Source organism: Delftia tsuruhatensis NBRC 16741, assembly GCF_001571325.1.
In the GTDB taxonomy this organism is placed as follows: Bacteria; Pseudomonadota; Gammaproteobacteria; order Burkholderiales; family Burkholderiaceae_C; genus Comamonas; species Comamonas tsuruhatensis.
The window spans coordinates 149,154-176,090 of sequence record NZ_BCTO01000004.1 but is presented as its reverse complement, the minus strand read 5'-3'; the positions used below and the strand labels follow the sequence as shown (position 1 = coordinate 176,090).

Sequence of the window (26,937 nt, the reverse complement as noted above, 5' to 3'; positions counted from 1 at the left end):
CCAATGAAAACGCGGCTGCTGCCGGACGAAAAAAAAGCGGCTGTCGCCAGCCGCCGGGGTTTGCTGCGGGGCGCCTGCTGCGCCCGTGCCTGGCCTTACTCGTCGGCCGGATTGGACAGCAGGGCCTTGTAGATCACGGCGCCGATCAGCGCGCCCACGATGGGGGCCACCCAGAACAGCCACAGTTGCGAGACGGCGATCTCGGGACCGAACAGGGCCGGGCCCGTGCTGCGCGCGGGATTGACCGAGGTGTTGGTCACGGGAATCGAGATCAGGTGGATCAGCGTCAGGCACAGGCCGATGGCCAGCCCGCCAAAGCCGGCTGCCGCACGCTTGGCCGTGGCGCCCAGGATGACCAGGATGAAGAAGGCCGTCATCACCACCTCGGTGACCAGGGCAGCCGTCATGCCGTAGCCGCCCGGCGAATGCGTGCCGAAGCCGTTGGTGGCAAAGCCGCCGATGTCGGCACCGGCCTTGCCCGTGGCGATCACGTAGAGAATGCCTGCGCCCGTGATGGCGCCCAGCACCTGGGACACGACGTAGCCCGGCAGCTCGCTCCAGGCAAAGCGCCCGCCCATGGCCAGGCCCACGGAGACGGCAGGGTTGAAGTGCCCGCCCGAGATGGGGCCGAAGGCATAGGCGCCGGTGACCACCGTCAGGCCGAAGGCCAGCGAGACGCCGACCAGGCCGATGCCCACCTGCGGGAAGGCGGCGGCCAGCACGGCCGCACCGCAGCCGCCCAGGGTCAGCCACAGGGTTCCGAGGAATTCTGCGGACCATTTTTGAACAGAGCTGTGCATGGGAAATCTCCTGAAACAGGCCCGCCGCTGCGCCCGGGCCCTGCGCGCACTGCCCGCCGAATGGCGGAAAGTGGCGCAGTTATAGCGCTGCGCCTGGCCTGCCGAGAGGGCAAGAAAGTGAACAATCGTCCAGAGCCTGCGTCGCCACAGGGGCGGCAGCCTCTTGAAATTGCATCCGCCGACCCGAGATGAGGGCTGATTTTTTCCCTGTTGTGAACCCATAGGACATAGGACACTGTCTGCATGAGCAAGCAAACCCATTCTTTTCAGGCCGAAGTTGCACAGCTGCTGCACCTGGTCACGCATTCGCTGTATTCCAACCCCGAGATCTTCCTGCGCGAGCTGGTCTCCAACGCATCGGACGCCTGCGACAAGCTGCGCTTCGAGGCGCTGAACAACGCCGCGCTGTATGAAGACCAGCCCAACCTGGAAGTGCGCGTGTCCTTCGACGCCGCCGCCAAGACGCTGACGATTGCCGACACCGGCATCGGCATGAGCGAGCAGGAAGCCATCGACAACCTGGGCACCATCGCCAAGAGCGGCACCAAGGCCTTCATGGAAAAGCTGTCGGGCGACCAGAAGTCGGACTCGCAGCTCATCGGCCAGTTCGGCGTGGGCTTTTACTCGGGCTACATCGTGGCCGACAAGATCACCGTGGAAACACGCCGCGCGGGCCTGCCGGCCTCCGAAGGCGTGCGCTGGACCAGCGGCGGCACGGGCGAGTTCGAGGTCGAGCAGATCGAGCGCCCCCAGCGCGGCACCAGCATCACGCTGCACCTGCGCCCCGAGGCCGAGGAGTTCCTCAATGCCTGGAAGATCAAGCAGGTCATCGGCAAGTACTCCGACCACATCAGCCTGCCCATCCTCATGGAAAAGGAGGAATGGAAGGACGGCGAGAACGACCAGCCCGGCGCCATGGTCAAGACCGGCGAGTGGGAGACCATCAACAAGGCCAGCGCGCTGTGGACGCGTCCCAAGAAGGACATCACGGCCGAGCAGTACCAGGACTTCTACAAGGCCATCAGCCACGACTTCGAGAACCCGCTGACCTGGAGCCACAACCGCGTGGAGGGCAACACCGAGTACACGCAGCTGCTGTTCATTCCGGCCAAGGCACCGTTCGATCTCTACAACCGCGACAAGAAGGCCGGCGTCAAGCTCTACGTCAAGCGCGTCTTCATCATGGATGACGCCGAGGCGCTGATGCCCGGCTACCTGCGCTTCGTCAAGGGCGTGATCGACTCGGCCGACCTGCCGCTGAACGTCAGCCGCGAGCTGCTGCAGGAAAGCCGCGACGTGCGCCTGATCCGCGACGGCTCCACCAAGCGCGTGCTGTCCATGCTGGAAGACCTGGCCAAGCACGATCGCCACGAGGCCGGCGAAGGCACGGACGGCGTCACCGACGTGGTCAGCGAAGAGGACAAGGCCAAGGAAGGCAAGTACAGCCAGTTCTACGCCGAGTTCGGCGCCGTGCTCAAGGAAGGCCTGGGCGAGGACTTCGCCAACAAGGAACGCATCGCCAAGCTGCTGCGCTTTGCCTCCACCAGCCAGGAAGACGCCATGGTCTCGCTGGCCGACTACAAGGCCCGCATGAAGGAAGGCCAGGACGCGATCTACTACATCACGGCCGACTCCCTGACGGCAGCGCGCAACAGCCCGCAGCTCGAAGTCTTCCGCAAGAAGGGCATCGAAGTGCTGCTGATGGCCGACCGCGTGGACGAATGGGCCATGGGCTACCTGACCGACTTCGACGGCACGCCGCTGCAGTCCGTGGCCAAGGGCGCCGTGGACCTGGGCAAGCTGCAGGACGAAGAGGAAAAGAAGGCCGCCGAGGAAGCGGCCGAAGCCTTCAAGCCCCTGCTGGCCAAGCTCAAGGAGGCGCTCAAGGACAAGGCCGAGGACGTGCGCGTGTCCACGCGCCTGGTCGACTCGCCGGCCTGCCTGGTGGTGCAGGACGGCGGCATGAGCCTGCAGCTGGCGCGCCTGCTCAAGCAGGCCGGCCAGCAGGCGCCGGACGCCCGCCCCGTGCTGGAGGTCAACCCCGAGCATCCGCTGGTCAAGAAGCTGGACGGATCGGTGCATTTCCATGACCTGGCCAACATCCTGTTCGACCAGGCCGTGCTGGCCGAAGGCGGCATGCCCGAGGACCCGGCCGCCTACGTCAAGCGCGTGAACGCTCTTCTCGCGTGAGTTCCTCACAAGGATCGCCCAGGCGCATTCCATAGGCCTCAGTGCCTGCTCACTGTCGTGCCAGCGCACGGCAGACAAGCCTTCCAAGCCGGTGCCAGCCAAGCTGCCACCGGCTTTTTCACGTCTGCAATCCGTGAGGAAAACCGGTAGTCGTCGGTGGACTCACGGAAAACTCACAAATTCTTCTAAATACTCACTTTTGTCAAAAATTCCAGATCATATTTACTTTTGGTAATAAAGAACCATCATGCCTCCCTTTGGTGCGTCCGGTTGTCGGCTTTTTGACAGAGCTGTTCCAGCCGGGCACCCCGTGCGTCAGTGCCTGCGGCATTCGGCGCTGTCAACGAAGCAAAAGAGAGGTTTGTATGGCTTTCACGAGAAAGGGCTGGCTGGCGCGTGCGCTGCTGTCCGGCGGCTTGCTGGCAACAGCGGCTGCCGTGGCGGCGCCGGCCGATACCGACATCCTGGTCAACCAGGATGGTCTCTATGACGGACAGGACGCATCGGCAGGGCCTGCCGGCGGCACCTTCACCTATGTGGCCAAGGTCAGGCACAACAACATCGGTCCCGACGCCGTAGGCGTCACCCTGACCGAGGTGCTGCCCGTGGGCGCCGTGTTCCAGGGCTACAGCAGCAGCCCGGGCGGCATCACCTGCACGGCACCCGCAGCCGGCACGGTGCTCACCGCAGGCAACAACACGCTGGTCTGCAACATCGGCAACCTGGCGCCCGCCGATGGCTTCAAGTCCGTGGGCTTCGAGGTCATCCTGCCGACCGTCGGCACCAACTGGCGCGCCGTGGCCAGCGCGCGCATGGCATCGCCCGACTACGACAACGACCAGAACAACACGCAGCTGGACCGCAACTTCACCACCACCGAGGCCGCCGATCTGGCCATCGCGATGGCGGCTCCCGCCAGCGTCGCCAACGGCGGCGCCTTCCAGTACGTCATCGACGTGCAGAACAAGGGCCCGTCCGAGGTCCCCGCCGGTGGCCGTACCGTGGTGCGTTTCCCCGTGCCCAACGGCGCCGTGGTCACGGGCGTGCCCTCAGGCAGCGGCTGGAGCTGCACGCCGGCCTCGGGCTATCCGCTGATCTCGGGCGAGCTCAACTGCACGCGCGGCGGCCCGGTGCTGCCAGGCGCCGTGCTGCCAGCCATCACCGTGCCGGCCATCGCCAACATGAGCGGCACCATTGCCGGCGCTGCCAGCGTCAAGGGCTACAAGGACGCCAGCACGGAGATGCCCGACGGCCAGTCCGGCAACAACACCGCCAGCGCCGCCGTGGTCTCCAGCGGCAGCGAGTTCGTGGATGTCTCGCTGCGCAAGCAGGTGGCGCCTACAGTGCTGGATGCGCTGCAGGCAACCGAGGTCACCTACACGCTGCAGCCGCGCCGCGAAGGCGGCTCCCTCGTGCCGCGCGATCTCACCGTCACCGACACCCTGCCGGCCGGCGTGACCTTCACGGGCTTCGATGGCAGCACGGCGCCCTGGAACTGCGGCCACAACAGCGGCACCATCACCTGCACCCATGCGGGCGAGTACCCGGTGGCCGGCTACGCCAACATGCAGGCCATCCGCTTCAAGGCCAGCGTGGCTGCGGGCGGGACACCCGGCACGCAGCTGGTCAACCAGGGCGTGATCGGTGTGGCACCCGGCCTCAACGAGCCCAATACGACCAACAACACGGCCAGCGCGGCCGTGGACTTCAGCAACGATGCGCGGCTGAGGCTGGCCAAGGCCGGCCCTGGCCGCCCGGTGCTGGCAGGCCAGGAGTTCGAGTACACGATCACGGTGACCAACACCGGCCCCATGCCCGTGCTGCCGAATCAGCAGATCACCGTGACCGACAACCCCGCAGACGGCCGCATGGCCATCGTCAGCATGTCCGGTGCGGGCACCGGCGCGGGGGAATGGACCTGCACCACCCCGAGCTGCACCTCGACCGCGGGCCTGGCCGTGGGCGCCAGCCGCCAGATCAAGGTCAGGGCCAAGGTCACGCTGGCTTCGGGCCATCTGGACTTCACCAACAACGCCTCCGCTGGCGTGATCGGCCGGGACAATGCATCGGCCACCACCTCCGCGACCGTCACCGTGTCTGCCGACAAGGTGGATGTGGGCATCGTCAAGAGCGTGGTCAGCCCCGTGCCGCCGGCTGCCATCAAGAGCGGTGAGGAGGTCACCTACCAGCTGGTGGTGAAGAACCACTCGGCCAGCACGACGGTGACGAATGTCCGCGTGCGCGACGCGCTGCAGTCCCTGGTCAAGCAGACCGACGGCGTGCGCATCGTGGGCGGCAACCCGGTGGACGAGGCCGGCAATCCCGTGCCGTACACCTACCCGGGCGGCGGCTTTGTCTCCAGCCGCATCGTCTCCGGGGCCAACGCCAGCTGCGGCACGCCCACGGGCGGCGTCAACAGCGAGACGCGCGATCTGACCTGCGACATCACCTCCATGGCCCCGGAGGCCGAGGTGGTGATCGAGGTCAAGATCCGCCCCAAGCGCGCCACCACCGGCACCTATGCCAACGCGGCCTCGGCCCAGTCCCTGGACATCCATGACGCCGATCCCGGCAACGATTCCTCGACGGCCAGCATCACCGTGCAGGCCATCGCGGAAATTGCGGCGCAAAAGCAGGTCTCGCCCAAGGTGGCGGCTGCGGGCGAGCCGCTGACCTATACGGTCACGGTGCCCAACTACGGCCCCTCGTCGGCCGCCAATGTCACGCTCAAGGACGTGCTGCCTGCAGACGCCATCTTCATCGGCACGCCCACGGTCTCCGGCGGCGGCACCTGCACTCCGGCTGCCACCGATGGCGTGCAGGGCGGAACGCTGGAGTGCGCCTGGGCCAATCCGCTGCCCACAGGCGCGCAGTACACCGTGACCTACAAGATGCGCTCGCGCGGCGATCTGGCGGCTGACACGGAGATCCTCAACACGGTCGCCGTCGACACCACCACCGAGGAACTGACCAAGGCCAACAACCAGGCCGAGGCCAAGGCCCGGCTCAAGCGTGCCGAGCTGGATGTGAACATCAGCATGCGCCACACGGCGGACGGCCTGGTGCTGGGTGAGGACACCGAATACACCATCACGGTGACCAACTCCGGCCCCTCCTACGCCACCCAGGTGGTCGTGACCGACAAGTTCCCCGCATCGGGCTCCACGGCCACCTTCAGCTACCAGAACGGCTTGGCGCTGGCCGGCATTCCCGGCGCCTCCGCATCCTGGTGCGGCGTGCAGCCGGCGCTGAACGCGACCAGCGGGCCTCTGCAGTGCACCATCCCCTCGCTGGCGCCGGGCCAGAGCATGACCATCAAGTTCAAGATGCGTGCACAGACCCTGCCCGACAAGGCTTCGGGCGGCACCATCTACCACGAGGCCTCGGTCAAGCCCTTCGAGACGGAATGGCTGAGCAATGGCGGCGATGTGATCGTCAACAACACCACCACCGACCGGACCTCCACCAGCCGCCAGGGCAATGCCGTGGACCTGGGGATCGGCAAGCAGGGCCCCGCCGGCCCGCTGGACGATGGCGACACGGCCAGCTACACGCTGACCGTCACCAACTACGGCCGCGATCCGCAGTCGCCCGCGGGCGGCTCGGTGACCGACGTGCTGCCCGCCGGGCTGGAGTTCGTCTCGGCCTCGGCAGGCTGCAGCTATGCCAGCGGCACGCGCACCGTGACCTGCAGCGTGCCGCAGCTGGCCCAGGGCGGCACGGCCGTCTTCACGCTGGAGACCAAGCTGGACAAGCCCTACAAGGGCGCCCGCCCGCTGGTCAACTCGGCAACGGTCTCGGTGCCCGGTGACGGCAATCCCGACAACGACAAGAGCACGACCACCACGCCGCTCAAGCCGGGGCCGGGCGGCACGGCCAGCATTCCCACGCTGTCGCAGTGGGGCCTGATGCTGATGTCGTCCCTGCTGGCGCTGATGGCACTGGGGACCATGCGCAGGCGCGAGCGTCGGTGATGCGCCCGTGACGACAAGGGCCGGTGGCGTGATTCACGCACCGGCCTTTGTCGTCTTTGAGCGGTCCGAAGATAATGCGAGCCTATAGAGGGACACTGTTTCGCAACCGCCAGGTCGCAAGCCCGGCAACCAACACTCCAAGACCTGCCATGCTGCGTTTCTTTCTGATCTTTCTGGCCATCCAGCTGACGATGTTCGGGCTGAACCTGCTCAGTTGGGTGCAACAGCACATCGTGCTGCCCTGGACGGCCTTCCTGGCGCACATCTGCGCCTCGCTGGTGACCTGGTTCGACAGCACGGCCTCGGCCACGGGCAAGGTGCTGTGGAACACGGCCACGGGCTTCGGCGTCTCCATCGAGGCCGGCTGCAACGGCCTGGAGGCCTACATCGTGCTGTTTGCCGCCGTGATGGCCTTCCCCTCGTCATGGCGCCAGAAGCTGGTGGGCCTGCTGGCCGGCTTCGTGGCCGTGCAGGCCATCAACGTGCTGCGCGTCATCAGCCTGTTCTACCTGGGCCAGTGGAGCACCACGGCCTTCAACTTCGCGCATGAGTACCTCTGGCAAGCGCTGATCATGCTGGACGTGCTGGTGTTCTGGCTGCTGTGGGTGCGCTGGAGCGGCCGCAAGGCGCCGTCGCACGATGACGGCGGCCAGCCGCCGCTGCCGCCTGCCGCTGCAGCTTCCGCCGCCGTGGCCGCCTGAGGAGCAGGCCATGATCGGACGCAATCCCATCTCGCGCTTCGCGGCCCTGGCCATGGGCGGCATCGTGGTGCTGACCCTGGCCTGGACGCTGGCGGCCGGCTGGCTGGCCGTGCCGGTGTCCGGCATGAGCAAGTGGGTGCTGGAGAACGCGGCCAACGGCTGGGTGCAGCGCGTGGACCTGGAGACGCCCCGCAACCTGGTCGTCAATTCCTCGGTCCAGGTCTCCAACGAGCAGACCGGCTGGCGCCGCGCCGAGGCCATCGTCGAGGTCGATCCCGCCCGCTACGGCTACGGCCTGCCGGTGCTGGTGGCCATGCTGCTGGCGGCCTGGGGGCCGGGCCGGTGGTGGCGCATCCTGGTGGGGTATGTGGCGCTGCTGCCCTTGCAGACCTTCAGCGTGGTCTCGCAGGTGCTGATGCAGCTGTGCCTTGCGGCGCGGCTTGACCTCAACGTGCTGGGCATACAGACATGGCAGCTGGAGGCCATCGTCTACGCCTACCAGATGGGCGGGCTGATGGTGCCCACGCTGTGCCCGGTGCTGCTGTGGCTGGCGCTGGACATGGGCTTTGTGCGCCGCGTGCTGCTGCCGGCCTGGAACCGCAGCCGGGCGCCTGCCGCCGCGCCCCAGCCCATGGTGGCGCCCAAGCCCTCGGCCTGGCGCCAGACCGATGGCGCGGCCACCTCCACCGGCCACCCGCTGGTGTCCTCCAGCAGCGCGGCCACCCTGCCCAAGGCCAAGGCCACCAGCGGCACGCCGCAGCGCTGAAGGCCGTGCGCGGCCGACTTCAGGCCTGAGCGGGCATGGGCGGCAGCAGGCCGCGCTCGGTGATGAAGTCGATCACCTCGCGCAGGCCCTTGCCGCTTTTCACGCTGCCCATCACATAGGGCTTGTGGGCGCGCATGCGCTGCGTGTCGGCTTCCATGATGGACAGGTTGGCGCCCACGTAGGGCGCCAGGTCGGTCTTGTTGACCACCAGCAGATCGCTCTTGGTGATGCCGGGGCCGCCCTTGCGCGGAATCTTCTCGCCGCCGGCCACGTCGATCACGTAGATGGTCAGGTCCGACAGCTCGGGGCTGAAGGTGGCGGCCAGGTTGTCGCCGCCGCTTTCGATGAAGACGATGTCCGCCTCGGGGAACTGGCGCAGCATGCGGTCCACGGCCTCGAGGTTGATGGAGGCGTCCTCGCGGATGGCCGTGTGCGGGCAGCCGCCGGTCTCCACGCCCATGATGCGCTCGGGCGGCAGGGCCTCGGCCACCGTCAGCAGGCGCTGGTCTTCCTTGGTGTAGATGTCGTTGGTGATGACCACCAGGTCGTAGTGGGCGCGCATGGCCTTGCACAGCATCTCCAGCAGCGTGGTCTTGCCGGAGCCGACCGGGCCGCCGATGCCGACGCGCAGCGGGGGGAGTTTCTTGGTGCGGGTGTTCATGGTGGACTTGGGGTGAGTGATCAGGACCGGAAGAGCCGGGAGTACTGGTGTTCGTGCCGCGCCTGCAGCACGCTCCATTGGGGCAGCATGGTGTCCAGCCGGGGCGACGCCTCGCTGGCGCGGCGGCGTGCCTCGCCCACGGCCTGCTCCAGCAGCGGATGCAGGGCCAGCAGCAGGCTCTGGCCCGCCACCTGGCCCAGTGGCACGGCCTTGATGGCGGCGGCCACCTGGTTCTCCAGCCAGGCAAAGCCATAGGCCAGCAGGGCATGGTCCTCGTCGGCATCCACGGCGGCGCAGGCGCAGGCAAAGGCCGTGGGATAGGCCAAGCCAGGGTTGTCCACAAGGGCGCCCAGTTGTGCGATGCGGGGCGCAAAGGCCTCGCCGCCCCAGGGCACGGAGCGCAGCAGGCTGTGCAGCGACCAGCCCATCTGCAGCGTCTCGGCACGGGCCTCACGGCTGTCGCGGCTGGCAATGAACCATTGGTTCCATTCGTGCACTGCCCCTTCGTCGCCTTCGCTCCAGGCCCGGCGCAGCAGCAGCCACAGCGGCGCCTCGCAGCGTGCAAAGCCGTGGGCCAGCGCATCGGCAATCCAGGTGCGCGCCGTGCCGGCGTCCGTGACCAGGCCGTGCTCGATGGCGGCCTCCAGCCCCTGCGAATAGCTGAAGCCGCCCACGGGCAGCTGGGGCGATGCCAAGTGCAGCAGGGCGCACAGCCCCTGTATCGACAGGTCAGCCATGCGGATGGTCGTGGCCGTGCCCGTGTCCGCAGCAGCCTTTGTGATCATGGTCATGGCTGTGGTCGTGGCCATGTTCATGCCCGTGGGAATGATCGTGGGAATGTTCGTGGGAATGGCCGTGTGCGTGCCCATGGTCATGCAGCGCATACACGCTCTGCGCCAGCGCCTGGTCCTCGGCAAAGCTGGCGTCATGGCCGTGGCGGTGGCCGCCGCCATAGGCGCCAGCCTCGGGCTCGAAGGGCGCATCCACCAGGGCCACCTGTGCACCCAGGCGCAGCAGCATGTCGTGGAGCACGGGGTCGTTTTCCAGGTGCAGGTGCGTGGGGGTGACCTCCACCGGGATATGCCGGTTGCCCAGGTGGTAGGCCGCACGCAGCAGGCCCAGCGGCGTGGCCGCCGTCACGCGCAACACCGCCTGGGCCGCGGCGCGCACGGCGACCAGGCTGCCATCCTCGGCCACCAGCACATCGCCGCCGCGCAGCACGCTGCCGCGCACCAGCACCACGGCCAGCTCGCGCCCCGTGGAGTCGATGGCCGCAAATCGGCTCTTCTGGCGCATGTCCCAGTCCAGTTCCAGCGTGGTGGCGCGCCTGACCAGCACGGCGGCAAAGCCGCCGCCCTGGGGCATGTGTTTGTTGACGGTGAGCATGGGGTGATCAGAACAGAAAATACCGCTGCGCCATCGGCAGCTCGGTGGCGGGCTCGCAGGTCAGCAGCTGGCCGTCGGCCACGACCTGGTAGGTCTCGGGATCGACGCTGATGTCGGGCTGCCAGTCGTTGTGCACCATGTCGCGCTTGCTGACGCTACGGCAGTTTTCCACGGCCACGGTGCGCTTGCGCAGGCCGTAGCGGTCTGCCACGCCGGCCTGCTGGGCGGCCTGCGAGATGAAGGTGAGGCTGGCCGCCGCCACGCCGCTGCCCTGGCCCGCGAACATGGGGCGGTAGTGCACGGGCTGGGGCGTGGGGATGCTGGCGTTGGGGTCGCCCATGGCGGCGCTGGCGATGCTGCCACCCTTGAGGATGAGGCTGGGCTTGACGCCGAAGAACGCAGGCCGCCACAGCACCAGGTCGGCCAGCTTGCCGACCTCGACCGAGCCCACGACATGGGCGATGCCATGCGTGCGTGCGGGGTTGATGGTGTACTTGGCCACGTAGCGCTTGACACGGAAGTTGTCGTGGCGCGCGTTGTCGCCCGGCAGGCTGCCGCGCTGGACCTTCATCTTGTGCGCGGTCTGCCAGGTGCGCAGCACCACTTCGCCCACGCGGCCCATGGCCTGGCTGTCGCTGGAGATCATGGAGAAGGCGCCCAGGTCGTGCAGCACGTCCTCGGCGGCGATGGTCTCGCGGCGGATGCGGCTTTCGGCGAAGGCGATGTCCTCGGCAATCGAGGCGTCCAGGTGGTGGCAGACCATGAGCATGTCCAGGTGCTCGTCCAGCGTGTTCACCGTGTAGGGCCGCGTGGGGTTGGTGGACGAGGGCAGCACGTTGGCCTCGCCGCAGACCTTGATGATGTCGGGCGCGTGGCCGCCGCCCGCGCCTTCGGTGTGGTAGGTGTGGATGGTGCGGCCCTTGAAGGCGGCCACCGTGGCCTCGACGAAGCCGCCCTCGTTGAGCGTGTCGGTGTGGATGGCGACCTGGGTGTCGGTCTCGTCGGCCACGCCCAGGCAGCAGTCGATGGCGGCGGGCGTCGATCCCCAGTCCTCGTGCAGCTTCAGGCCGATGGCGCCTGCCGCGATCTGCTCGCGCAGCGGCGCGGCCTGGCTGGCGTTGCCCTTGCCCAGCAGGCCGATGTTCATGGGGTAGCCGTCCACGGCCTGCAGCATGCGCTCCATGTGCCAGGGGCCGGGCGTGACCGTGGTGGCGAAGGTGCCCGTGGCCGGGCCCGTGCCGCCGCCGATCATGGTGGTCACGCCGCTGGTCAGCGCCTCGTCGATCTGCTGCGGGCAGATGAAGTGGATGTGCGTGTCGATGCCGCCGGCCGTGACGATCATGCCCTCGCCCGCAATGATTTCCGTGCCGGGGCCGATGACGATGGTCACGCCCGGCTGCATGTCCGGGTTGCCGGCCTTGCCTATGCCGGCGATCAGCCCGTTCTTGATGGCGATGTCGGCCTTGACGATGCCCCAGTGGTCGATGATCACGGCATTGGTGATGACGGTGTCGGCGCAGTCGGCGGCCATGCGCTGGCTCTGGCCCATGCCGTCGCGGATGACCTTGCCGCCGCCGAACTTGACCTCTTCGCCGTAGATCGTGTGGTCCTTCTCGATCTCGATGACCAGGGCCGTGTCGGCCAGCCGCAGGCGGTCGCCCACGGTGGGGCCGAACATCTCGGCATAGGCCTGACGCGTGATGCTTGCCATGAATGTTCCCTTTCAGAGAGGTCCCATCACCTTGGCGTTGAAGCCATAGATGATGCGGTCGCCGGAGATTTCCACGAGTTCCACGGTGCGCTCCTGCCCGGGCTCGAAGCGCACGGCCGTGCCGGCCGCGATGTTCAGCCGCCAGCCGCGTGCGGCGGCGCGGTCGAAGTGCAGGGCCTCGTTGACCTCGAAGAAGTGAAAGTGCGAGCCCACCTGCACGGGCCGGTCGCCGGTGTTGGTGACCGTGAGGGTCTGCACGGGCCGGCCCGCGTTCAGCAGGATCTCGCCGGGCTCGGCCAGCAGTTCGCCGGGGATGATGCGCTCGGTCATGTGCGGCTCCCGCGATCAGCCTGCCAGCGCCACGGCACCGTAGCCCATGGCGGCCACGCCGGCCAGGCGTGCGGCCCAGGCCGATGCCGTGCCGCCGCGCATGGCCCGGCCAAAGGCCACGCCCAGCGCATGCAGCACCAGCGTGGTGGCGACCATGCCCGCCATGTAGGCCCAGAACACGGCTGCGGGCAGCGCGTGGGGGAAGACCTCGCCATGCGCGTATCCGTGGAACAGCGCGAAGGCGCCGGCCAGCACCATGGCCAGGGCCAAGGGCAGGCGGCGCTGGGCCACCAGCAGCAGGCCGAAGGCCAGCAGCGATGCAGCCACCATGGGCTCGACGGCCGGCAGCTCCAGCGGGGTCTGCGTCAGCGCCAGGCCCAGCGCCATGCAGGCGGCAAAGGCCACGGGCGGCAGCCACTGGCGCTTGAGCATCAGCCCGCACCACAGGCCCAGCGCCACCATGGCCAGCAGATGGTCCAGGCCCGCAATGGGATGGGACAGCCCGGCCATCAGGGCCTGCATGGCGCCGTCGCCGGCATGCAGGTGGGCGCCGGCCCCCGTATGGGCGCTGGCAGCCGTTGCGGCGGCCAGCAGGGCCGGGGCGAGCAGGTAGTTGAAAGTGTTGCGGAATCTGAACATGGAGATCTCCTTGATCGCTATCGAGACTGGATCTGCCCACGGCACAAGCGGATGCAGCGGGCTGGTTGGGGGTGCCCAGCAAGGGCCTAAGCTGGCCGCGCCGCCCCGCAGCGATGGCGCCGTCCCCCTTGGGGGAAGCGGCGTAGCCGCTCAGGGGGTCAAACTATTGGATGATGAACGGTGACCAGCTTGGTGCCGTCCGGGAAAGTGGCTTCGACCTGGATGTCCGGGATCATTTCTGGGATGCCCTCCATCACATCGGCGCGCGTCAGCACCGTGGTGCCCAGGTGCATGAGCTCGGCCACGGTCCTGCCGTCGCGCGCCCACTCCAGCACGGCAGCGCTGATCAGCGCCACGGCCTCGGGGTAGTTGAGCTTCAGGCCGCGCGCCTTGCGCCGCTCGGCCACCAGGGCTGCGGTGAACAGCAGCAGCTTGTCTTTTTCACGCGGGGTGAGTTCCATGGATGAGTCTCCGTTGATCAGGTGGCCCAGAGGCGGGGAGGGCGGGCAGGCATGTCCAGCAGTGCGGGGCGCAGCAGGCGCCAGCCTTCATGCAGCACGGCCCGTGCCGCCTCCATGCGCCGCGCCAGCACGCGCAGCAGCAGCACCGAGGGCGCGCCGCCCTGGCCGGCCAGCAGGCTGGCGCCGGCGCGCACTTCATCGCTCCAGGGCAGGCTGGCGGCCAGTTGCTCGCTCAATGGCTCCATGGCCGCCAGGGGTTCCGGGGCCGCGGCCCAGAGGCTGGCCTGTATGGGCAAGCCTGCCCAGGCAACCGGGCTGGACAGCAGGGCATGGCCGCAGTGCAGCTCGCCCTGTTCCAGCCACAGTGGCAGGCCCGCATGGGTCAGCCGGTTGTGAAGCTGCAGCCGCGCAGGCGGTGCGTCGGCATGGTTCCAGTGCTCGCCTGCGCCATAGCGGCCCAGCACCGTGGCGTCCCAGCCGATGGCGCGCGCACCCGGGGCAAGCTCCAGATCCAGCGCCATGGTGGCGTCGGCACCGGCGAACAGCATGTTTTCCTGCGGCAGCCATTCCAGGATGGCGCCTTCTTCCACGCGCAGCCGCACGCGCTGCGCGGCCGGGCGGCCCTGGGACTTGTACCAGCGCGTGGCGCCTGGCGTGGTCAGCAGGGCGTGGGCGCCGGGCTCCACGGTCACATCGATCTGCAACTGGTCGCCGCCGGCCACGCCGCCGGGCGGGTGCAGCAGCACGGCATGGCAGATGCCGGGGCCTTCAGGGTGCAGCGGTTTTTGCACGCGCAGCGGGCCGCTGTGGCGTGCGTGGGAAAGCACGCTGCCCTGGCCGGCGCGGTGCCCGAAGCGCAGCTCCAGCATGGCCTGCCAGCCCGAGGCGGACGTGGGCACGGCGGTGATCGGTAGCGCTGCGGACATGGGCGGGGCGGACGGTACAGGGCGTGTGGGTGGTAACGGCCTTCCGTCATGCATTTAGCGTGCCAATCCGGTGCAGTGGCGGCTGCGCCCTGCTGGTGCGCTGGCGCATCGGATTGGTGCGTGCGCTGCCATGCGCGGGGCGGAATGCGGCACGCTTGCGGTGCATTCCTGCGCCGCCGTGCCGCAGGTTGGTGCGATGCCCTACGCCCGTGCCTTGGCCTGGCGCGCCAGGCTTCTGTCCCAGGCGACCACGGCCAGCGTGCACAGGCTCAGGGCCAGGCCTGCAACGCCGGCACCCGTCCATCCCCAGTGCAGCCACACCGTCGAGCCCACGGCCGAGCCCAGCGAGGCGCCGATGAAGTACCCCGTCATGTAGACCGCATTGATGCACGATCGCGCCGAAGGCGCCAGCGCGTAGATCACGTTCTGGTTGCTGATGTGCAGGGCCTGCAGCGCAGCATCGACGATGAGCAGCCCCGCCAGGAACCACCACAGGCTGGTGCCGCCCAGCCACAGCGCCCCCCAGCCCGCCAGCATGAGCAGGCCGCCGGCCAGCGTGGTGCGCTGCTCCAGCCCCCGGTCGGCCAGCCGGCCGGCCATGTTGGCCATGAGGGCGCCGGCCACGCCGACCAGGCCGATGAGGCCGATCTGCGCATCGCCGAACCCGTAGCGCGGCCCGGCCAGCAGCAGTGCCATGGTGGAGAACAGCACGCTCACCGTGGCAAAGCCCATGCCGCCGATCAGCGCCCGGCTGCGCAGGCGCGGCTGCTCGCGCGCCAGCGTGAGCAGGGAGCGCAGCACCGCGCCATAGCCGATGCGCTGGGCCGGCTGCGCCAGCGGCAGCGCGCGCCGCAGCAGCAGGGCCACGCCGGCCGTGGCCAGGGCACCGACCCAGTACACGGCATTCCAGCCGCCCAGGTCCGAGAGCACGCCGGCCACGCTGCGCGAGGCCAGGATGCCGATCAGCAGCCCGCTCATGACCAGGCCCACGGCGCGCCCGCTGGCGCCGGGCGCCGCAAAGCTGGCCGCCATGGGCACCAGCACCTGGGCCGCGACCGAGAACAGCCCCGTCATCAGCGTGCCCGCCGCCAGCAGCGCAAAGCTGTGCGCCATGCCGCTGGCCAGCATGCCCAGCGCGGCCAGCAGCATCAGGCCCAGCACCAGGCGGCGGCGTTCCAGCATGTCGCCCAGCGGCACGAGCAGCAGCAGTCCCAGCGCATAGGAGACCTGGGCCATGGTCACTGTCAGTGAGGCACGCGCCTCGCTGATGCCCAGGTCGATGGCGATGGAGTGCAGCAGCGGCTGGTTGAAGTAATTGGCGCCCGCGCACAGGCCGCAGGCCGTGGCCATGAGCAGCAGGGTGCTCTGGGGCAGCACGGGCGCGGCGGTGGCCTGCATGGGCGGCGAGGGCAGGGCGGGGGCCGGGGAGGATCTGTTCATCGGACGAATGCCTGTGGTATCTGCTGATGGGTGGCAAGCGGATGGCTCAGACCCACAGCGGCGGTCGCGCCGGCTGGGCGGTGGCGGGCAGTGCGGCCACGGCATCGACCTCGATCAGCATGCCGGGCAGGGCCAGCCGGGGCACGGGGATCAGGGTGCAGGCCGGAAAGCGCGGCAGGGTATTGCTGGGTGCGCCATCGCCGGGGGAACCATCTCCCCAATGCAGGCGCACGGCGGCCTGCCAGTCGTTGAAGCGGGCCTCCGAGTGGTCCACGATGAGCAGGGTCAGCTTGACCACCTGGCCCATGTCCGCACCCGCCGCCTGCAGCGCCAGCTTGAGGTTGGACAGCGCCTGCTGCGCCTGGTCCGCGAAGCTGTCGGGCAGGTCTCCCGCCTGGTTCTCGCCGCCCTGGCCCGAGACGAAGGCCCATTGCGCCGGCCCGTGCACGGTGACCACATGGGTGTAGCCGTTGGGCGTGGCGTCGTAGAGACCGGCGGGCTGCAGATGGTGCAGTTGCGGGGCCGTGGAAGCGGCGGGCTGTGCCGAGGCGGCTGGAAGTGCGTCGTGTTGCATGGTGGGCCTGGAGTCCGAAAGTGCGCCGGCTGGACCGGCGAGGCTTGCCAGTGTGAAACCTCAACCAAAGTTGAGGTCAAATGCAGGCCTGCTTGGACCTATTTTTCCTGCGCCTATTTTCCTGCTGCCATGAATCTGTCTTCTGCCGGTGTCACCGCGTCCGACCATGACGGGCCGGCCATCCTCTCCGTGGGCGAAGTGGCCCGGCGCAGCGGCATCTCCGTCTCGGCCCTGCATTTCTACGAGCGCCAGGGGCTGATCGAGAGCCTGCGCACGCCCGGCAACCAGCGCCGCTATGCGCGTGCCGTGCTGCGGCGCGTGGCCGTCATCAGGGTGGCCCAGCGCATGGGCGTGCCGCTGGCCGAGATTGCCGAGGCGCTGCAGGAGCTGCCCAGCGGCCGCACGCCCACGCAGGCCGACTGGAGCGCGCTGTCCGCGCGCTGGCGCCATGCGCTGGATGCGCGCATCCAGGGGCTGACCCAGCTGCGCGACCAGATCGACGGCTGCATTGGCTGCGGCTGCCTGTCCCTCAAGGTCTGCCCGCTGCGCAATGACGGCGATTGCCTGGCCAAGGACGGGCCGGGGCCGCACTTTCGCTGAATAGCCTGCGCTTGGGCGCGAACAGGCCCTAGTGCTTGGGCATGGGCAGCGTGGGCGTGCGCGTGCACATCCAGCACAGCCAGCCGGCCAGCGCGCCCATGACGATGCAGTAGGCGACCAGGGCCTCGGTGATGCCGATGTGGTCCGAGAGCCAGCCCAGGCCGAGGATGGGCACGATGGTGCCCAGGTAGCCGACCACCAGGTACGTGGACAGCAGGCCCGTGCGCGTGGCCGGCGTGGAGACCTTGTTGACGATGGACATGCCCGCCAGGTTGCACAGGCCGTGGCCCGCCGCCGTGGTGATCACGCTGAGCGCGAACAGCAGGGCCGAGCCCGCAAAGCTGTTGACCAGCAGCAGGAGGTTGCAGGCCACCAGGCAGGCAAAGCCCAGAATGGCCGAGCCCTTGGTCGGGCGCGGGCGCGCCAGGTACTGGAAGCCCGCCGAGAGGAACAGGATCACGCCGATGGACAGGCCCGAAACGGCCGGCCCATGCCAGGGCACCATGCGCTGCATGAAGCTGGGCGCCAGCGATGCGAACAGGCTGAACATGCCGAAGGCGCAGAACGCACACATGCCGCCCAGCGCGTAGTGGCGCGCAAAGCGGCGCTCGGGCAGGGTGATGGTGGGCATGAAATCACGCCAGTGCAGCGCACGTGCCTGGGTGGAGGCCAGCTCCGCCGGCTCGGCAATGCGCACCTGGTACAGCGCATAGATGGCCAGCAGGCCCAGCCCCAGCGAGGGGATATAGGCCGTGACCAGCGGCCAGGGCAGCCACTGCGCGATCAGCCCGCCCACCACGGGGCCCAGCCCGAAGCCGAAGGCAATGGTCAGGCTGGTCGTGGCCGCGGCGCGCTGCAGGTCGCCCCGGTTGTTGAGCCGGGTCATGCCCACCGAGGCCGAGGTGGTGATCAGCCCCGAAGCCACGCCGATCACCACGCGGCCCAGCGCAAAGCTGGGCACGTTCCAGGCCACGGTGGAGGCCAGCACGCCCAGCGTCATCAGGATCAGCCCGGCGCGCAGCACGGCGACAAAGCCGAAGCGGTCGGTCAGCCGGCCCAGGAACAGCAGGCTGGCCAGCGCGCCGAACATGTAGGCCACGAAGATCTGCGTGATGTGGCTGGGCTGCAGCCCCCAGGCCTGCTGGTACAGCGGGTACAGCGGGCTGGCCAGGGCCGTGCCCATGACACCCACGCACATGGAAAAACACACCCACGCATAGGGCGGCCAACGGGTTTGCATAGAAAAAGGGAACGCGAAGAAGACGAAAGCGAGGGAAAGAGGCGCCGCGCAGGCCTTGCGCCCCGAGGCGCCGCGGCACTGTCCGGGAGCGCATGGAATCTGGAATGACCCGCAGGCCAATGGGTGAATTCTAAGAAACCCGCGTGTCCTGGGTGTTTCGCCGCCTCCGAGCCCCTGGCATGCACCCGGGCATACCGCTGGCATCGTGCGCCAGGCGGGCGGGTGTACCCTGTGGCCGTCCCTGTGTTTTCCCTTGTCCAGAGAGTCCGGCATGCCAGTTCCACCCACCGCCTTCATCACCTGCCCGCCATCGCGCAAGGCGGCTGGGGCCGCGCTTGCCGCCTGCGCGCTGCTGCTGGCCGGTTGCGGCTCGGTAGGCGGCGGCGTGGGCATAGGCATTCCCGTCGGCCCGGTATCGGTGGGCGTCGGGCTGGGCAGCGGCGGGCTGAGCGCCGGTGTCGGCACGGGCGTGGGGCCGCTGGGCGTTGGGGTGGGCGTCAACCAGAGTGGCCAGGTCCTGGGCAGCGCCGGCGTGGGCGCCTCCACGGGCGTGGGCGGCGCGCGGGTGGGTGTGGGCGTGGGCTCGTCCACCGTGCTGCACGACCCGCAGCGCTCCGCCACCCAAACACCGCAGGAGCCCGCACCTGCAGCGCCCTCCCAGACCCCCGCCGGCCAGCTGCAATGGCGCGACGCCAGCGGTCAGGTCGTACCGGCCTGCCGCGTCGACGGGCGTTGCTAACGCTTAAGGGTATGCGTCGCCCTGGAAGGTGCGCCTGGCCCAGCCTAGCGCAGCCGCTCAGGGGGTACTTCGGTTCACCCCGCCCAGACGATACGGTCCCGGCCCGCGTTCTTGGCGAGGTACAGGCGCCGGTCGGCATCGGCCAGCAATTGGTCGGCGCTGTTGTCGGGCGAAGGCGCCATGCTGGCCACACCCAGGCTGACGGTCAGCGCATGGCCCAGGGGCGAGGCGGCGTGGGGCAGGTCCAGCGCCCTGAGCGCATCGACGATGCCCTGCGCAACCAGCACCGCGCCGTCCAGCGCCGTATGGGGCAGCAGGCAGACGAATTCCTCGCCGCCATAGCGCGCCAGCAGGTCGCCAGGCCGGTGCAGCGCGCCCTGTATGGCCTGGGACAGCTGGCTCAGGCATTCATCGCCGACCAGATGACCGTAGTGGTCGTTGTAGGCCTTGAAGTGGTCCACATCGATCATCACCAGCGACAGCGGCTCGCCCAGCCGCTGCAGGCGCATGAACTCGCGCTCCAGCTGGGCGCCGAAAAAGCGCCGGTTGGCCGTGCCCGTCAGCCCGTCGCTGTGCGAGAGCAGCTGCAGCATCTTGCGCTGCTGTGCAATCTCCAGATGCGTGCGCACACGCGCCTTGAGCACGGGCGGGCGAAAGGGCTTGGTCACGAAATCCACCGCGCCCAGGTTCAGTCCCAGTTCCTCGCAATGGGGCTCGGTCAGCGCCGTGAGAAAGATGACGGGGATGTGGGCGGTTTCCAGGTCCGCCTTCAGGCGCCGGCAGACCTCGAAGCCGTCCATCTCGGGCATGCGGATGTCCAGCAGGATGAGGTCGGGCAGGTACTGGCGAGCCAGGGTCAGCGCGTCCTCGCCCGTGTGGGCCATGAGCACGCTGCACAGATCCTTGATCACCTGGCAGATGATGGCGGCGTTGTCCGGGACGTCGTCCACCACAAGCACCTTCTGCCCGGCAGGCAAGGGCTGTAGCGGGTTGGGCAGCGAAGGGGGGAAGGCGGAGTAGGGCATGGCCGGTGGGATTTCGGGCCGAGAATACCCCGGAACCCGCAGCCCTGGATAGGGCGCAGGGGGTGTGGACAATTTGTAAAGATCTCTGTCTTCGGCAGGCAGGCGGCCCGGTGACCTCAGGCGTATAGAGGCTCTTCCTGCATCGCCTCGATCTGCTCGTTGAGCATGTCCACCTGCCCGCGCCAGTAGTCGGGTGTGCCGAACCACGGGAAGTTGATGGCAAAGATCGGGTCGTCCTGGCGCCGCGCCAGCCAGGCGCTGTAGTGGATGAGGCGCAGCGTGCGCAGCGGCTCGATCAGGGCCAGCTCGCGTCGGTCGAAGGGGCGGAACTGCTCATAGCCATCCAGCAGGGCCCCCAGCTGGCGCGTGCGCTGGCTGCGGTCGCCCGACAGCAGCATCCACAGGTCCTGCACGGCCGGGCCCGTGCGCGCATCGTCCAGGTCCACGAAATGCGGGCCGCCATGGCCTTCGTCGTCCAGCGGCGTCCACAGCACGTTGCCGGGATGGCAGTCGCCGTGCAGGCGCAGCGTGCGCGCGCTGTGCAGGCCGAAGTGGCCGGCTGCGCTCAGGCCGTCGGCAGCGGGTGCCATCAGCTCAAGGGCGCGCTGGCAGGCGGCTTTCCAGGTGGATTCCACCTCCAGCGGAATCATTTTCCGGTCCAGCAGCCATTGCATGGAGTCGTGGCCGAAGGTGGCCAGATCCAGCGCGGGCCGGTGCACAAACGGGCGCGCTTCGCCCACGGTGTGGATGCGGGCCAGGAAGCGCCCGGTCCACTCCAGCACCTCGAAATCGTCCAGCTCGGGCGGGCGGCCACCGCGCCACGGGCTGACCGAGAAATCAAAGCCCGCATAGCTGTGCAGCGTGGCACCTTCCAGCACCAGCGGGGGCACGGCAGGCACTTCGGCGGCCGTCAGCTCGGCGCTGAAGGCGTGCTCCTCCAGGATCTGATCGCGGCTCCAGCGGCCCGGGCGGTAGAACTTCAGCACCACCCGTTCGCCGTCCTCCAGCACGGCCTGGTAGACGCGGTTTTCGTAGGAGGCCAGGGCCGTGAGCCGGCCATCGCCCCACAGGCCGACCGAGGCCAGTGCGTCGAGCACGGCGTCGGGCGTGAGCCGGGCATAGGCGTGCGAACCGGCATCGGGGACGGCACTCAGATCAGGATCGTATGGTGTGGCAGACATGGGGCGATTGTCGCCGGGCTGGCTTAAGCTTTGCGTCCGCCCGACAACGCCGATCCGCCCGCCGTGCCGCTGCTGCCCCACTTCCTGCAATCCCATGCCATCGCCAGTGCGGCCGGGCCATCCGACGACTGGAGCGCCTGGCACCTCGGCCGTGGCCGCTATGCGGTCTGGGTGGTGACGATGCAGGCGCTGGCCCCGCCTGTGCGCGACGCCGTGCAAGCCGCCTGTGCGCAGGCACGCCGCTGGCTGGGCGCGGCGCTGGTCCCGCACTGCCAGCGGCAACTGCACGTGACCCTGGCCACCGCGGGCTTTCTGGATGGCGGTGCGCAACTGCCTCAGGCCTACGGCGCGGCGCAACTGTCGCGCGACCTGCTCGCGCTGCAGCACCTGCCGGCCGCGCCGCTGCAGCTGGAGTTCGGTGGCTGGGGAAGTTTCGAGATGGCGCCCTACCTTCAGGTGCGCGACGGCAGGCCGGACGGCTGCACGCTGCACGGACTGCATGGCGTGCTCGCGCAGACAGGGCCCGGGCTGGCGCTGACCGAGGCGATGCGCCCCTACGTGCCCCATGTGACGCTGGGCGCCTGGAGCGCTGCCTGGCCCCGTGACCAGGTGCTGCAATGGATGAGCGGCCTGCCAATGCAGGAGCACTGGCAGGCCGCCGTGGGCGAGATCGCGCTGGTCAGCTATGCAGCCGACGTGCTGCACGGGCCGTTGACCTGCCACGCCCGCTACGACCTCCTGCGCCGCAGGCTGCACTGGCTGCAGAGGCCGGACTGGGCCTGATCAGGCCAGGGTGATCTGCACGTCGATGTTGCCGCGCGTGGCGTTGGAGTAGGGGCAGACCTGGTGGGCCGCGTCCACCAGGGCCTGGGCGGCGGCCCTGTCCATGCCGGGCAGGCTGACCTTCAGGCGCGCGGCGATGCCGTAGGCGTTGGGGATGGTGCCCAGGTCCACTTCGGCGTCGATGGCCAGGTCCTGGGGCAGGCTGATCTTCTGCTTGCCGGCCACGGCCTTGATGGCGCCGATGAAGCAGGCCGAGTAGCCGGCGGCGAACAGTTGCTCGGGGTTGGTGCCCGTGCCGCTGGTGCCTGGCGAGGACAGGGTCACATCCAGGCGTCCGTCATCGGTGCGCGAGGCGCCGTCGCGGCCGCCGGTGGTGTGGGCACGTGCGGTGTAGAGGACTTTTTCGAGCTGGGCCATGGTGTCTTCCTTTTGCAAAGTTGTCCGGCGGTGCGGACGGGTGGAGGAAATCGTCTGTGGGTGGTCGTCAATCGCTGCGGCGCGGCACCAGCCGCTGGCGCAGTGCGCCCAGTTGCTGCGTCAGCGCCTGCAACTCGGGCAGCGTGCACTGCGTGCTCTGCAGCACGCAGGCGGGAATCTTTTCAGCCGCATCGCGCAGCGCCCGGCCTTGCGGCGTGAGCGTGATGCGCACGCGCCTCTCGTCATGCGCATCGCGCACCCGCTCCAGCAGGCCCGCGCCTTCCAGGCGCTTGAGCAACGGGGTCAGCGTGCCCGAATCCAGATACAGCTGTTCGCCGATCTCGGACACGGTCAGGCCGTCGCGCTCCCACAGCACCAGCATCACCAGGTACTGCGGATAGGTCAGGCCGATGCCATCGAGCAGGGGCTTGTACAGCTTGGTCATGGCCAGCGATGCCGAGTACAGCGCGAAGCAGACCTGGTTGTCCAGGCGCAGAAGCTCGGAGCTGTCGAGAGGAAGGGGGTGGCTGCTGGGCATGGGTTGAATTATTGCTGTCAATTAAATTGTGCACAAATTAATTTGAAAAACCCCTTCGGATCGGAAGGTGAAGATCCGCAGGGGTCGAGGGACCGAGGGGGCCTATCGGCCCGTGAAGCGAGCGGGGCGTTTTTCGATGAAGGAGCGCACGCCCTCGGCCGCATCCTCGCTGCTGGCCAGGCGCTGCTGCACGGGAATGAAGTCGGCCACGGCGGCGGCCTGGCCCAGCTCGATGGCCTTGAGCACATTGAGCCGCGTGGCCACCACGGCCTGCGGGGCCTGGGCGGCAATGCGCTCGGCAATGCGCAGCGCCTCGGCCAGCTCCTCACCGGCCGGCACCACCTTCTGCACGAAGTTCAGGCGATAGGCCTCGGCGCTGTCGAATTCGTCGGCCGTCAGCAGGTGCAGCATGGCATTGCCCACGCCCGCACGCTCGGCCATGCGCAGCGTGGCGCCGCCCGTGGGCATGATGCAGCGCTGCACCTCCAGCTGGGAAAAGCGGCAGTCATCGGCCGCGACCACGATGTCGGCGCCCAGCATCAGCTCGATGCCCACCGTGAAGCAAATGCCCTTGACCGCCACCACCATGGGCTTGGCGCGGCGCCGGTAGCCGACCAGGCCGTAGTCGTGCGGCTCCACCAGGCCTTGCGGGATGGCCTTCCTGCCCGAGCGCAGGTACTCCGCCATCACCGGCAGGTCCAGCCCCGCCGTGAAATGGCTGCCGAACGCATGCAGCACGCCCACGCGCAACTCTGGATCGTCGTCCAGGCGCGTATAGGCCTCGGCCAGTTGCTGGAACATGGGCGGCGTCCAGCCGTTGCGCTTGGCGGGGCGGTTGATGCCGATCAGCAGCACATGGCCGCGCACTTCGCAGCTGATGCAGCCTTCGGGCGGCGGGGTGGGGGTGTTGATGTCCATGCGTGTCTCCTGCGCATGGACCTTAGAGCAGGCCAGGGATGGGTGCAGTCGCGCAGAGGACGGTTGAAAACGAAATGAATATCTAAGCAATGCTTTCGTTTTCTGAGGTTTGGGAAGCTGATCGATGAAAATCGATAAGTTCGTTTCGATTCATTGCCAGCGCCATTGCCGATCGATAAGATCGAAACCATGCTTTCGATTTCATTGAAGCCATGAAGATCTCCATCGACTCTGTGGATGCACTCGGTGACGCGGTATGGGCCGTTCGCAAGGCGCGGCGCTTGCGCCAGGACGATGCAGCAGGCGCCGCAGGCGTGAGCCATGTCTTTGTGCGGGACGTGGAGCGCGGCAAGCCCACGGTCCAGTTTGGGCGCGTGCTGCAACTGCTGTCCGAACTGGGAATCGAGGTGCTCATCGACCTTCCCGAGGGAACCGAGCAGGCCTATCTGCAGCGCCGCCAGGCCAGGCTGCCACCTGAGTCCCATGGTTCCCACGAGTACCGAACGCGCCAGGGCGCACCGGACGGAGGGCCAGCCGCTGAAGTCAGGGAGGAGCCCGGTGCCCGCGACTCGGACGATGCGTTCTTCCGCACCGCCTTCGAAAAGAACAGGCCGTGACCGCACGCATCCTGGACGTATTCATCAACGGCCGGCTTGCCGGAAAGCTGGTCGAAAACAGGGATGTCTGGGGCTTTGCCTATGAGGAGGAGTGGATGGGCGACCCTCGCGCTTTCCCATTGGCGCCCGGCATTTCCTTGGCAAAGCGCAGGCACATCGACGGATCTACGCACCGCAGCGTCCAATGGTTCTTCGACAACCTGCTGCCCGAGGAAGCACTGCGCAGTGCGATCAGCAAAGAGCTGGAGGTGAATGAGCACGATGCCTTCGGCCTGTTGCAGGCCCTTGGCGCGGAATCGGCCGGATCCCTGGTCCTGCTGCCGCCTGGGGCGGGTGCAGCCGAGCGCGGCGCAAGGAGGCTGGAGTTCGGCGAACTGTCACTAAGACTCAGGAACTTGCCGCGCATATCCTTGCATGCCGGATCACCCAAGCGCATGTCCCTGGCTGGAGCGCAGCACAAAATGGTGGTGCTGTACGACGAGAAAACCGCTCGCCTGCAGGAACCCTTCCAAGGGACGGCTTCCAGCCATATCCTCAAGCCGGACTCCACGGCCGAAGGCTATCCGCAATCGACCGTCAACGAGGCCTTCACCATGAAGCTTGCCGGGCGCCTGGGGCTTGATGTGCCGCCGGTACACCTGCTGTACACGCCCGATCCGGTCTATGTCATCAACCGCTTTGACCGCGTGTTTGATGAAGCGTCCCAAGAGTGGCTGCGACTGCATGTGGTGGATGCCTGCCAACTGCTCGACCTGGCCCGGACTTTCAAATATCAAGGAGCCAGCATCCAGACACTGGCGTCGTTGATGGACCGCTGCCGCGAAAAGGCGCACGCCCGGATGGGCATCTATCAGTGGCTGCTGTTCAACACCCTGGTGGGCAACAGCGACAGTCATCTGAAGAATCTGTCGTTCCTGGTGGACCGGGGCGGCGTCAGGCTGGCGCCGTTCTACGATCTCCTGAGCACCGCCGTCTATCACACGCGGGCTTACGCCGATGAACATGCGGTATGGCCACAGGAGCGGCTGACGGTTCCGCTTGCGGGTGCGGCCTTCTTTGCCGACGTGACCTACGGAAAGCTGCTGGCCGCAGGTACGGCCTTGGGCCTGACCCAGAGCACAAGCGGACGTGTGCTCGACAGGATGCTTGGCATGCTGGCTCCGCAGGCCGATACGTTGATCGCAGAATTCGAGGCTGGCCAGCTCCACCAGCCTGCCGACTCTGCAATGGACCATTCCACAAGAAGTGCCCACCTGAGAATGCTCAGGTCGATACGTCACATCGTCATCGAGGACATGCTGGCGCTGGTGCGCAAAACCAAGTAGCGCGCGGCCACCAAAACAAAAGGCGAAGGCCAGCCTGAGCTGCCTTCGCCTTCGCTTGGCCTTGGGGGCGGTGTATCAGTAGCTGTACACGCCGCGGCCCGTCTTGCGGCCCAGGCGGCCGGCGGCCACCATTTCCTTGAGCAGGGGGCAGGGACGGTACTTGCTGTCGCCGAATTCCTTGAGGTAGACCTCCATCACGGCCAGGCACACGTCCAGGCCGATCATGTCGGCCAGCGCCAGCGGGCCGATGGGCTGGTTGCAGCCCAGCTTCATGCCGGCGTCGATGTCCTCGGCCGATGCCAGGCCTTCGGCGAGCACGAAGAAGGCCTCGTTGATCATGGGCACCAGGATGCGGTTGACCACGAAGCCGGGCGCGTTCTTCACGGTGATGGGGCTCTTGCCCAGGCGCTCGGACAGTTCCTTGACCGTGGCGTGCGTCTCGTCGCTGGTCTGCAGGCCGACGATGATCTCCACCAGCGCCATCATGGGCACGGGGTTGAAGAAGTGCATGCCGATGAACTTGTCGGCACGGCCCGTCACGGCGGCCAGCTGGGTGATGGAGATGGACGAGGTGTTGGTGGCGACGATGACGTCGGCATCCAGCAGGGCGTCCAGCTGCTTGAGGATCTTGACCTTGAGCTCGTAGTTCTCGGTGGCGGCCTCGATGACCAGTTGCGCGCCCTTGAGCGCCGCGTAGTCGGTCGATGTCTTGATGCGGGCCAGGGCGGCGGCCTTGTCGGCCTCGGTCAGCTTTTCCTTCTTGATCAGGCGGTCCAGGCTGCCCGAGACGGTGGCCACGCCCTTCTGGACGGCGGCATCGGAGATGTCCACCATGACCACGTCGATGCCCGATACCGCGCAGGCCTGCGCGATGCCGTTGCCCATGGTGCCTGCGCCGATGATGCCTACGGTTTGAATTGCCATGACTGTCAGTCTCCTCAAACGAACAAAGTGAATGCGAACGTGAATGCGATCCAGCGATCGTAGCGGGATTC

Annotated in this window: 27 protein-coding genes; 9 read left to right on the top strand and 18 right to left on the bottom strand. The window is 67.9% G+C overall.

Annotated elements, in window-relative coordinates:
* Positions 1–95: 95 nt before the first annotated feature.
* Positions 96–800: an aquaporin Z gene (gene aqpZ / locus DTS01S_RS01110; RefSeq protein ID WP_016446578.1), complete on the bottom strand. Its 705-nt coding sequence runs from the start codon at positions 798–800 to the stop codon at positions 96–98.
* A 243-nt stretch (positions 801–1,043) separates the two neighbouring features.
* Between aqpZ and htpG the strand changes: the two genes are divergently transcribed.
* From htpG to DTS01S_RS01090, 4 genes are all read left to right on the top strand, one after another.
* Positions 1,044–2,990 (top strand): molecular chaperone HtpG, encoded by a 1,947-nt coding sequence (gene htpG / locus DTS01S_RS01105; RefSeq protein ID WP_016446577.1) that lies wholly within the window; start codon positions 1,044–1,046, stop codon positions 2,988–2,990.
* A 365-nt stretch (positions 2,991–3,355) separates the two neighbouring features.
* Positions 3,356–6,964: an IPTL-CTERM sorting domain-containing protein gene (locus DTS01S_RS01100; protein ID WP_061287173.1), complete on the top strand. Its 3,609-nt coding sequence runs from the start codon at positions 3,356–3,358 to the stop codon at positions 6,962–6,964.
* Between the two features lie 149 nt (positions 6,965–7,113).
* Positions 7,114–7,665 carry an exosortase H gene (gene xrtH / locus DTS01S_RS01095; protein WP_034366861.1) on the top strand — a complete coding sequence of 184 codons (552 nt, stop codon included), beginning with the start codon at positions 7,114–7,116 and terminating at the stop codon, positions 7,663–7,665.
* Positions 7,666–7,675: 10 nt separating this feature from the next.
* Entirely contained in the window at positions 7,676–8,431 is a 756-nt protein-coding gene (locus DTS01S_RS01090; RefSeq protein WP_012203109.1) for an exosortase H-associated membrane protein, read from the top strand.
* A 19-nt stretch (positions 8,432–8,450) separates the two neighbouring features.
* On the opposite strand, the gene ureG is transcribed toward DTS01S_RS01090, so the two are convergent.
* The 10 genes from ureG to DTS01S_RS01040 all read right to left on the bottom strand — a co-directional run bounded on the left by ureG (position 8,451) and on the right by DTS01S_RS01040 (position 16,559).
* Positions 8,451–9,092, bottom strand: a complete 642-nt coding sequence (ureG, locus tag DTS01S_RS01085) for an urease accessory protein UreG (RefSeq protein WP_016446573.1) — start codon at positions 9,090–9,092, stop codon at positions 8,451–8,453.
* 20 nt (positions 9,093–9,112) lie between these two features.
* Positions 9,113–9,829, bottom strand: coding sequence for an urease accessory protein UreF (locus DTS01S_RS01080; protein WP_061287188.1), 717 nt, complete (start codon positions 9,827–9,829; stop codon positions 9,113–9,115).
* On the bottom strand, positions 9,822–10,478 hold the full coding sequence (gene ureE / locus DTS01S_RS01075; protein ID WP_061287171.1) for an urease accessory protein UreE: 657 nt from the start codon (positions 10,476–10,478) through the stop codon (positions 9,822–9,824). The genes DTS01S_RS01080 and ureE overlap by 8 nt, the downstream gene beginning before the upstream one ends.
* Before the next feature lie 7 nt (positions 10,479–10,485).
* Entirely contained in the window at positions 10,486–12,189 is a 1,704-nt protein-coding gene (gene ureC, locus DTS01S_RS01070) for an urease subunit alpha (protein WP_046239195.1), read from the bottom strand.
* 12 nt (positions 12,190–12,201) lie between these two features.
* Entirely contained in the window at positions 12,202–12,507 is a 306-nt protein-coding gene (locus tag DTS01S_RS01065; RefSeq protein ID WP_174538844.1) for an urease subunit beta, read from the bottom strand.
* Positions 12,508–12,534: 27 nt separating this feature from the next.
* A complete protein-coding gene (locus tag DTS01S_RS01060; RefSeq protein WP_061287169.1) occupies positions 12,535–13,158 on the bottom strand; it encodes a HupE/UreJ family protein in 624 nt (207 codons plus the stop codon).
* Positions 13,159–13,316: 158 nt separating this feature from the next.
* On the bottom strand, positions 13,317–13,619 hold the full coding sequence (locus DTS01S_RS01055) for an urease subunit gamma (protein ID WP_012203116.1): 303 nt from the start codon (positions 13,617–13,619) through the stop codon (positions 13,317–13,319).
* A gap of 17 nt (positions 13,620–13,636) precedes the next feature.
* On the bottom strand, positions 13,637–14,545 hold the full coding sequence (locus DTS01S_RS01050) for an urease accessory protein UreD (RefSeq protein WP_061287167.1): 909 nt from the start codon (positions 14,543–14,545) through the stop codon (positions 13,637–13,639).
* Positions 14,546–14,746: 201 nt separating this feature from the next.
* Positions 14,747–15,985, bottom strand: a complete 1,239-nt coding sequence (locus DTS01S_RS01045) for an MFS transporter (RefSeq protein WP_061287166.1) — start codon at positions 15,983–15,985, stop codon at positions 14,747–14,749.
* A gap of 46 nt (positions 15,986–16,031) precedes the next feature.
* The gene (locus tag DTS01S_RS01040) at positions 16,032–16,559 is read right to left on the bottom strand and encodes a RidA family protein (protein WP_061287165.1); all 528 of its coding nucleotides are present in this window, start codon (positions 16,557–16,559) and stop codon (positions 16,032–16,034) included.
* Between the two features lie 129 nt (positions 16,560–16,688).
* Between DTS01S_RS01040 and soxR the strand changes: the two genes are divergently transcribed.
* Positions 16,689–17,159, top strand: a complete 471-nt coding sequence (soxR, locus tag DTS01S_RS01035) for a redox-sensitive transcriptional activator SoxR (protein ID WP_017407202.1) — start codon at positions 16,689–16,691, stop codon at positions 17,157–17,159.
* Between the two features lie 28 nt (positions 17,160–17,187).
* Here soxR and DTS01S_RS01030 read toward each other — a convergent pair whose 3' ends face one another.
* Positions 17,188–18,399: an MFS transporter gene (locus DTS01S_RS01030; RefSeq protein WP_437438704.1), complete on the bottom strand. Its 1,212-nt coding sequence runs from the start codon at positions 18,397–18,399 to the stop codon at positions 17,188–17,190.
* A 271-nt stretch (positions 18,400–18,670) separates the two neighbouring features.
* Here DTS01S_RS01030 and DTS01S_RS01025 point away from each other — a divergent pair, with 271 nt between their 5' ends.
* Entirely contained in the window at positions 18,671–19,138 is a 468-nt protein-coding gene (locus tag DTS01S_RS01025; RefSeq protein ID WP_016451899.1) for a hypothetical protein, read from the top strand.
* 74 nt (positions 19,139–19,212) lie between these two features.
* Here the strand turns inward: DTS01S_RS01025 and DTS01S_RS01020 are convergent, their stop codons facing one another.
* Together DTS01S_RS01020 and DTS01S_RS01015 are read right to left on the bottom strand one after the other, a co-directional pair.
* Positions 19,213–20,163: a diguanylate cyclase gene (locus DTS01S_RS01020; RefSeq protein WP_061287163.1), complete on the bottom strand. Its 951-nt coding sequence runs from the start codon at positions 20,161–20,163 to the stop codon at positions 19,213–19,215.
* Positions 20,164–20,279: 116 nt separating this feature from the next.
* Positions 20,280–21,344 (bottom strand): serine/threonine protein kinase, encoded by a 1,065-nt coding sequence (locus DTS01S_RS01015; protein ID WP_047474524.1) that lies wholly within the window; start codon positions 21,342–21,344, stop codon positions 20,280–20,282.
* Between the two features lie 30 nt (positions 21,345–21,374).
* On the opposite strand from DTS01S_RS01015, the gene DTS01S_RS01010 reads away from it, so the two are divergent.
* On the top strand, positions 21,375–22,127 hold the full coding sequence (locus DTS01S_RS01010) for a 2'-5' RNA ligase family protein (RefSeq protein ID WP_016446557.1): 753 nt from the start codon (positions 21,375–21,377) through the stop codon (positions 22,125–22,127).
* Here the strand turns inward: DTS01S_RS01010 and DTS01S_RS01005 are convergent, their stop codons facing one another.
* The 3 genes from DTS01S_RS01005 to DTS01S_RS00995 all read right to left on the bottom strand — a co-directional run bounded on the left by DTS01S_RS01005 (position 22,128) and on the right by DTS01S_RS00995 (position 24,000).
* Positions 22,128–22,544: an organic hydroperoxide resistance protein gene (locus DTS01S_RS01005; RefSeq protein WP_016451896.1), complete on the bottom strand. Its 417-nt coding sequence runs from the start codon at positions 22,542–22,544 to the stop codon at positions 22,128–22,130. It lies immediately after the preceding gene.
* Between the two features lie 67 nt (positions 22,545–22,611).
* On the bottom strand, positions 22,612–23,082 hold the full coding sequence (locus DTS01S_RS01000; protein ID WP_016446555.1) for a MarR family winged helix-turn-helix transcriptional regulator: 471 nt from the start codon (positions 23,080–23,082) through the stop codon (positions 22,612–22,614).
* Positions 23,083–23,184: 102 nt separating this feature from the next.
* Complete coding sequence (locus tag DTS01S_RS00995; protein WP_016446554.1) at positions 23,185–24,000, bottom strand: crotonase/enoyl-CoA hydratase family protein; 816 nt, start codon at positions 23,998–24,000, stop codon at positions 23,185–23,187.
* Between the two features lie 212 nt (positions 24,001–24,212).
* Between DTS01S_RS00995 and DTS01S_RS00990 the strand changes: the two genes are divergently transcribed.
* Both DTS01S_RS00990 and DTS01S_RS00985 read left to right on the top strand, forming a co-directional pair.
* On the top strand, positions 24,213–24,617 hold the full coding sequence (locus tag DTS01S_RS00990) for a helix-turn-helix domain-containing protein (RefSeq protein ID WP_016446553.1): 405 nt from the start codon (positions 24,213–24,215) through the stop codon (positions 24,615–24,617).
* Positions 24,614–25,942, top strand: coding sequence for a HipA domain-containing protein (locus DTS01S_RS00985; RefSeq protein ID WP_061287162.1), 1,329 nt, complete (start codon positions 24,614–24,616; stop codon positions 25,940–25,942). The genes DTS01S_RS00990 and DTS01S_RS00985 overlap by 4 nt, the downstream gene beginning before the upstream one ends.
* 75 nt (positions 25,943–26,017) lie before the next feature.
* On the opposite strand, the gene DTS01S_RS00980 is transcribed toward DTS01S_RS00985, so the two are convergent.
* Positions 26,018–26,866 (bottom strand): 3-hydroxybutyryl-CoA dehydrogenase, encoded by an 849-nt coding sequence (locus tag DTS01S_RS00980; RefSeq protein WP_016446551.1) that lies wholly within the window; start codon positions 26,864–26,866, stop codon positions 26,018–26,020.
* Between the last annotated feature and the right edge of the window lie 71 nt (positions 26,867–26,937).

What these genes read in the sequence shown, in the direction of transcription:
- htpG (WP_016446577.1), top strand. Translation starts at nt 1,044, where the DNA reads ATGAGCAAGCAAACCCATTCTTTTCAGGCCGAAGTTGCACAGCTGCTG.
- aqpZ (WP_016446578.1), bottom strand. Translation starts at nt 800, where the DNA reads ATGCACAGCTCTGTTCAAAAATGGTCCGCAGAATTCCTCGGAACCCTG.
- DTS01S_RS01045 (WP_061287166.1), bottom strand. Translation starts at nt 15,985, where the DNA reads ATGAACAGATCCTCCCCGGCCCCCGCCCTGCCCTCGCCGCCCATGCAG.
- DTS01S_RS01020 (WP_061287163.1), bottom strand. Translation starts at nt 20,163, where the DNA reads ATGCCCTACTCCGCCTTCCCCCCTTCGCTGCCCAACCCGCTACAGCCC.
- DTS01S_RS01030 (WP_437438704.1), bottom strand. Translation starts at nt 18,399, where the DNA reads ATGCAAACCCGTTGGCCGCCCTATGCGTGGGTGTGTTTTTCCATGTGC.
- xrtH (WP_034366861.1), top strand. Translation starts at nt 7,114, where the DNA reads ATGCTGCGTTTCTTTCTGATCTTTCTGGCCATCCAGCTGACGATGTTC.
- DTS01S_RS01090 (WP_012203109.1), top strand. Translation starts at nt 7,676, where the DNA reads ATGATCGGACGCAATCCCATCTCGCGCTTCGCGGCCCTGGCCATGGGC.
- DTS01S_RS01055 (WP_012203116.1), bottom strand. Translation starts at nt 13,619, where the DNA reads ATGGAACTCACCCCGCGTGAAAAAGACAAGCTGCTGCTGTTCACCGCA.
- DTS01S_RS01080 (WP_061287188.1), bottom strand. Translation starts at nt 9,829, where the DNA reads ATGGCTGACCTGTCGATACAGGGGCTGTGCGCCCTGCTGCACTTGGCA.
- ureE (WP_061287171.1), bottom strand. Translation starts at nt 10,478, where the DNA reads ATGCTCACCGTCAACAAACACATGCCCCAGGGCGGCGGCTTTGCCGCC.
- DTS01S_RS01060 (WP_061287169.1), bottom strand. Translation starts at nt 13,158, where the DNA reads ATGTTCAGATTCCGCAACACTTTCAACTACCTGCTCGCCCCGGCCCTG.
- DTS01S_RS01005 (WP_016451896.1), bottom strand. Translation starts at nt 22,544, where the DNA reads ATGGCCCAGCTCGAAAAAGTCCTCTACACCGCACGTGCCCACACCACC.
- DTS01S_RS01000 (WP_016446555.1), bottom strand. Translation starts at nt 23,082, where the DNA reads ATGCCCAGCAGCCACCCCCTTCCTCTCGACAGCTCCGAGCTTCTGCGC.
- DTS01S_RS01040 (WP_061287165.1), bottom strand. Translation starts at nt 16,559, where the DNA reads ATGCAACACGACGCACTTCCAGCCGCCTCGGCACAGCCCGCCGCTTCC.
- DTS01S_RS00995 (WP_016446554.1), bottom strand. Translation starts at nt 24,000, where the DNA reads ATGGACATCAACACCCCCACCCCGCCGCCCGAAGGCTGCATCAGCTGC.
- ureG (WP_016446573.1), bottom strand. Translation starts at nt 9,092, where the DNA reads ATGAACACCCGCACCAAGAAACTCCCCCCGCTGCGCGTCGGCATCGGC.
- DTS01S_RS01050 (WP_061287167.1), bottom strand. Translation starts at nt 14,545, where the DNA reads ATGTCCGCAGCGCTACCGATCACCGCCGTGCCCACGTCCGCCTCGGGC.
- DTS01S_RS01015 (WP_047474524.1), bottom strand. Translation starts at nt 21,344, where the DNA reads ATGTCTGCCACACCATACGATCCTGATCTGAGTGCCGTCCCCGATGCC.
- DTS01S_RS01100 (WP_061287173.1), top strand. Translation starts at nt 3,356, where the DNA reads ATGGCTTTCACGAGAAAGGGCTGGCTGGCGCGTGCGCTGCTGTCCGGC.
- DTS01S_RS00980 (WP_016446551.1), bottom strand. Translation starts at nt 26,866, where the DNA reads ATGGCAATTCAAACCGTAGGCATCATCGGCGCAGGCACCATGGGCAAC.
- DTS01S_RS01025 (WP_016451899.1), top strand. Translation starts at nt 18,671, where the DNA reads ATGCCAGTTCCACCCACCGCCTTCATCACCTGCCCGCCATCGCGCAAG.
- soxR (WP_017407202.1), top strand. Translation starts at nt 16,689, where the DNA reads ATGAATCTGTCTTCTGCCGGTGTCACCGCGTCCGACCATGACGGGCCG.
- ureC (WP_046239195.1), bottom strand. Translation starts at nt 12,189, where the DNA reads ATGGCAAGCATCACGCGTCAGGCCTATGCCGAGATGTTCGGCCCCACC.
- DTS01S_RS00990 (WP_016446553.1), top strand. Translation starts at nt 24,213, where the DNA reads ATGAAGATCTCCATCGACTCTGTGGATGCACTCGGTGACGCGGTATGG.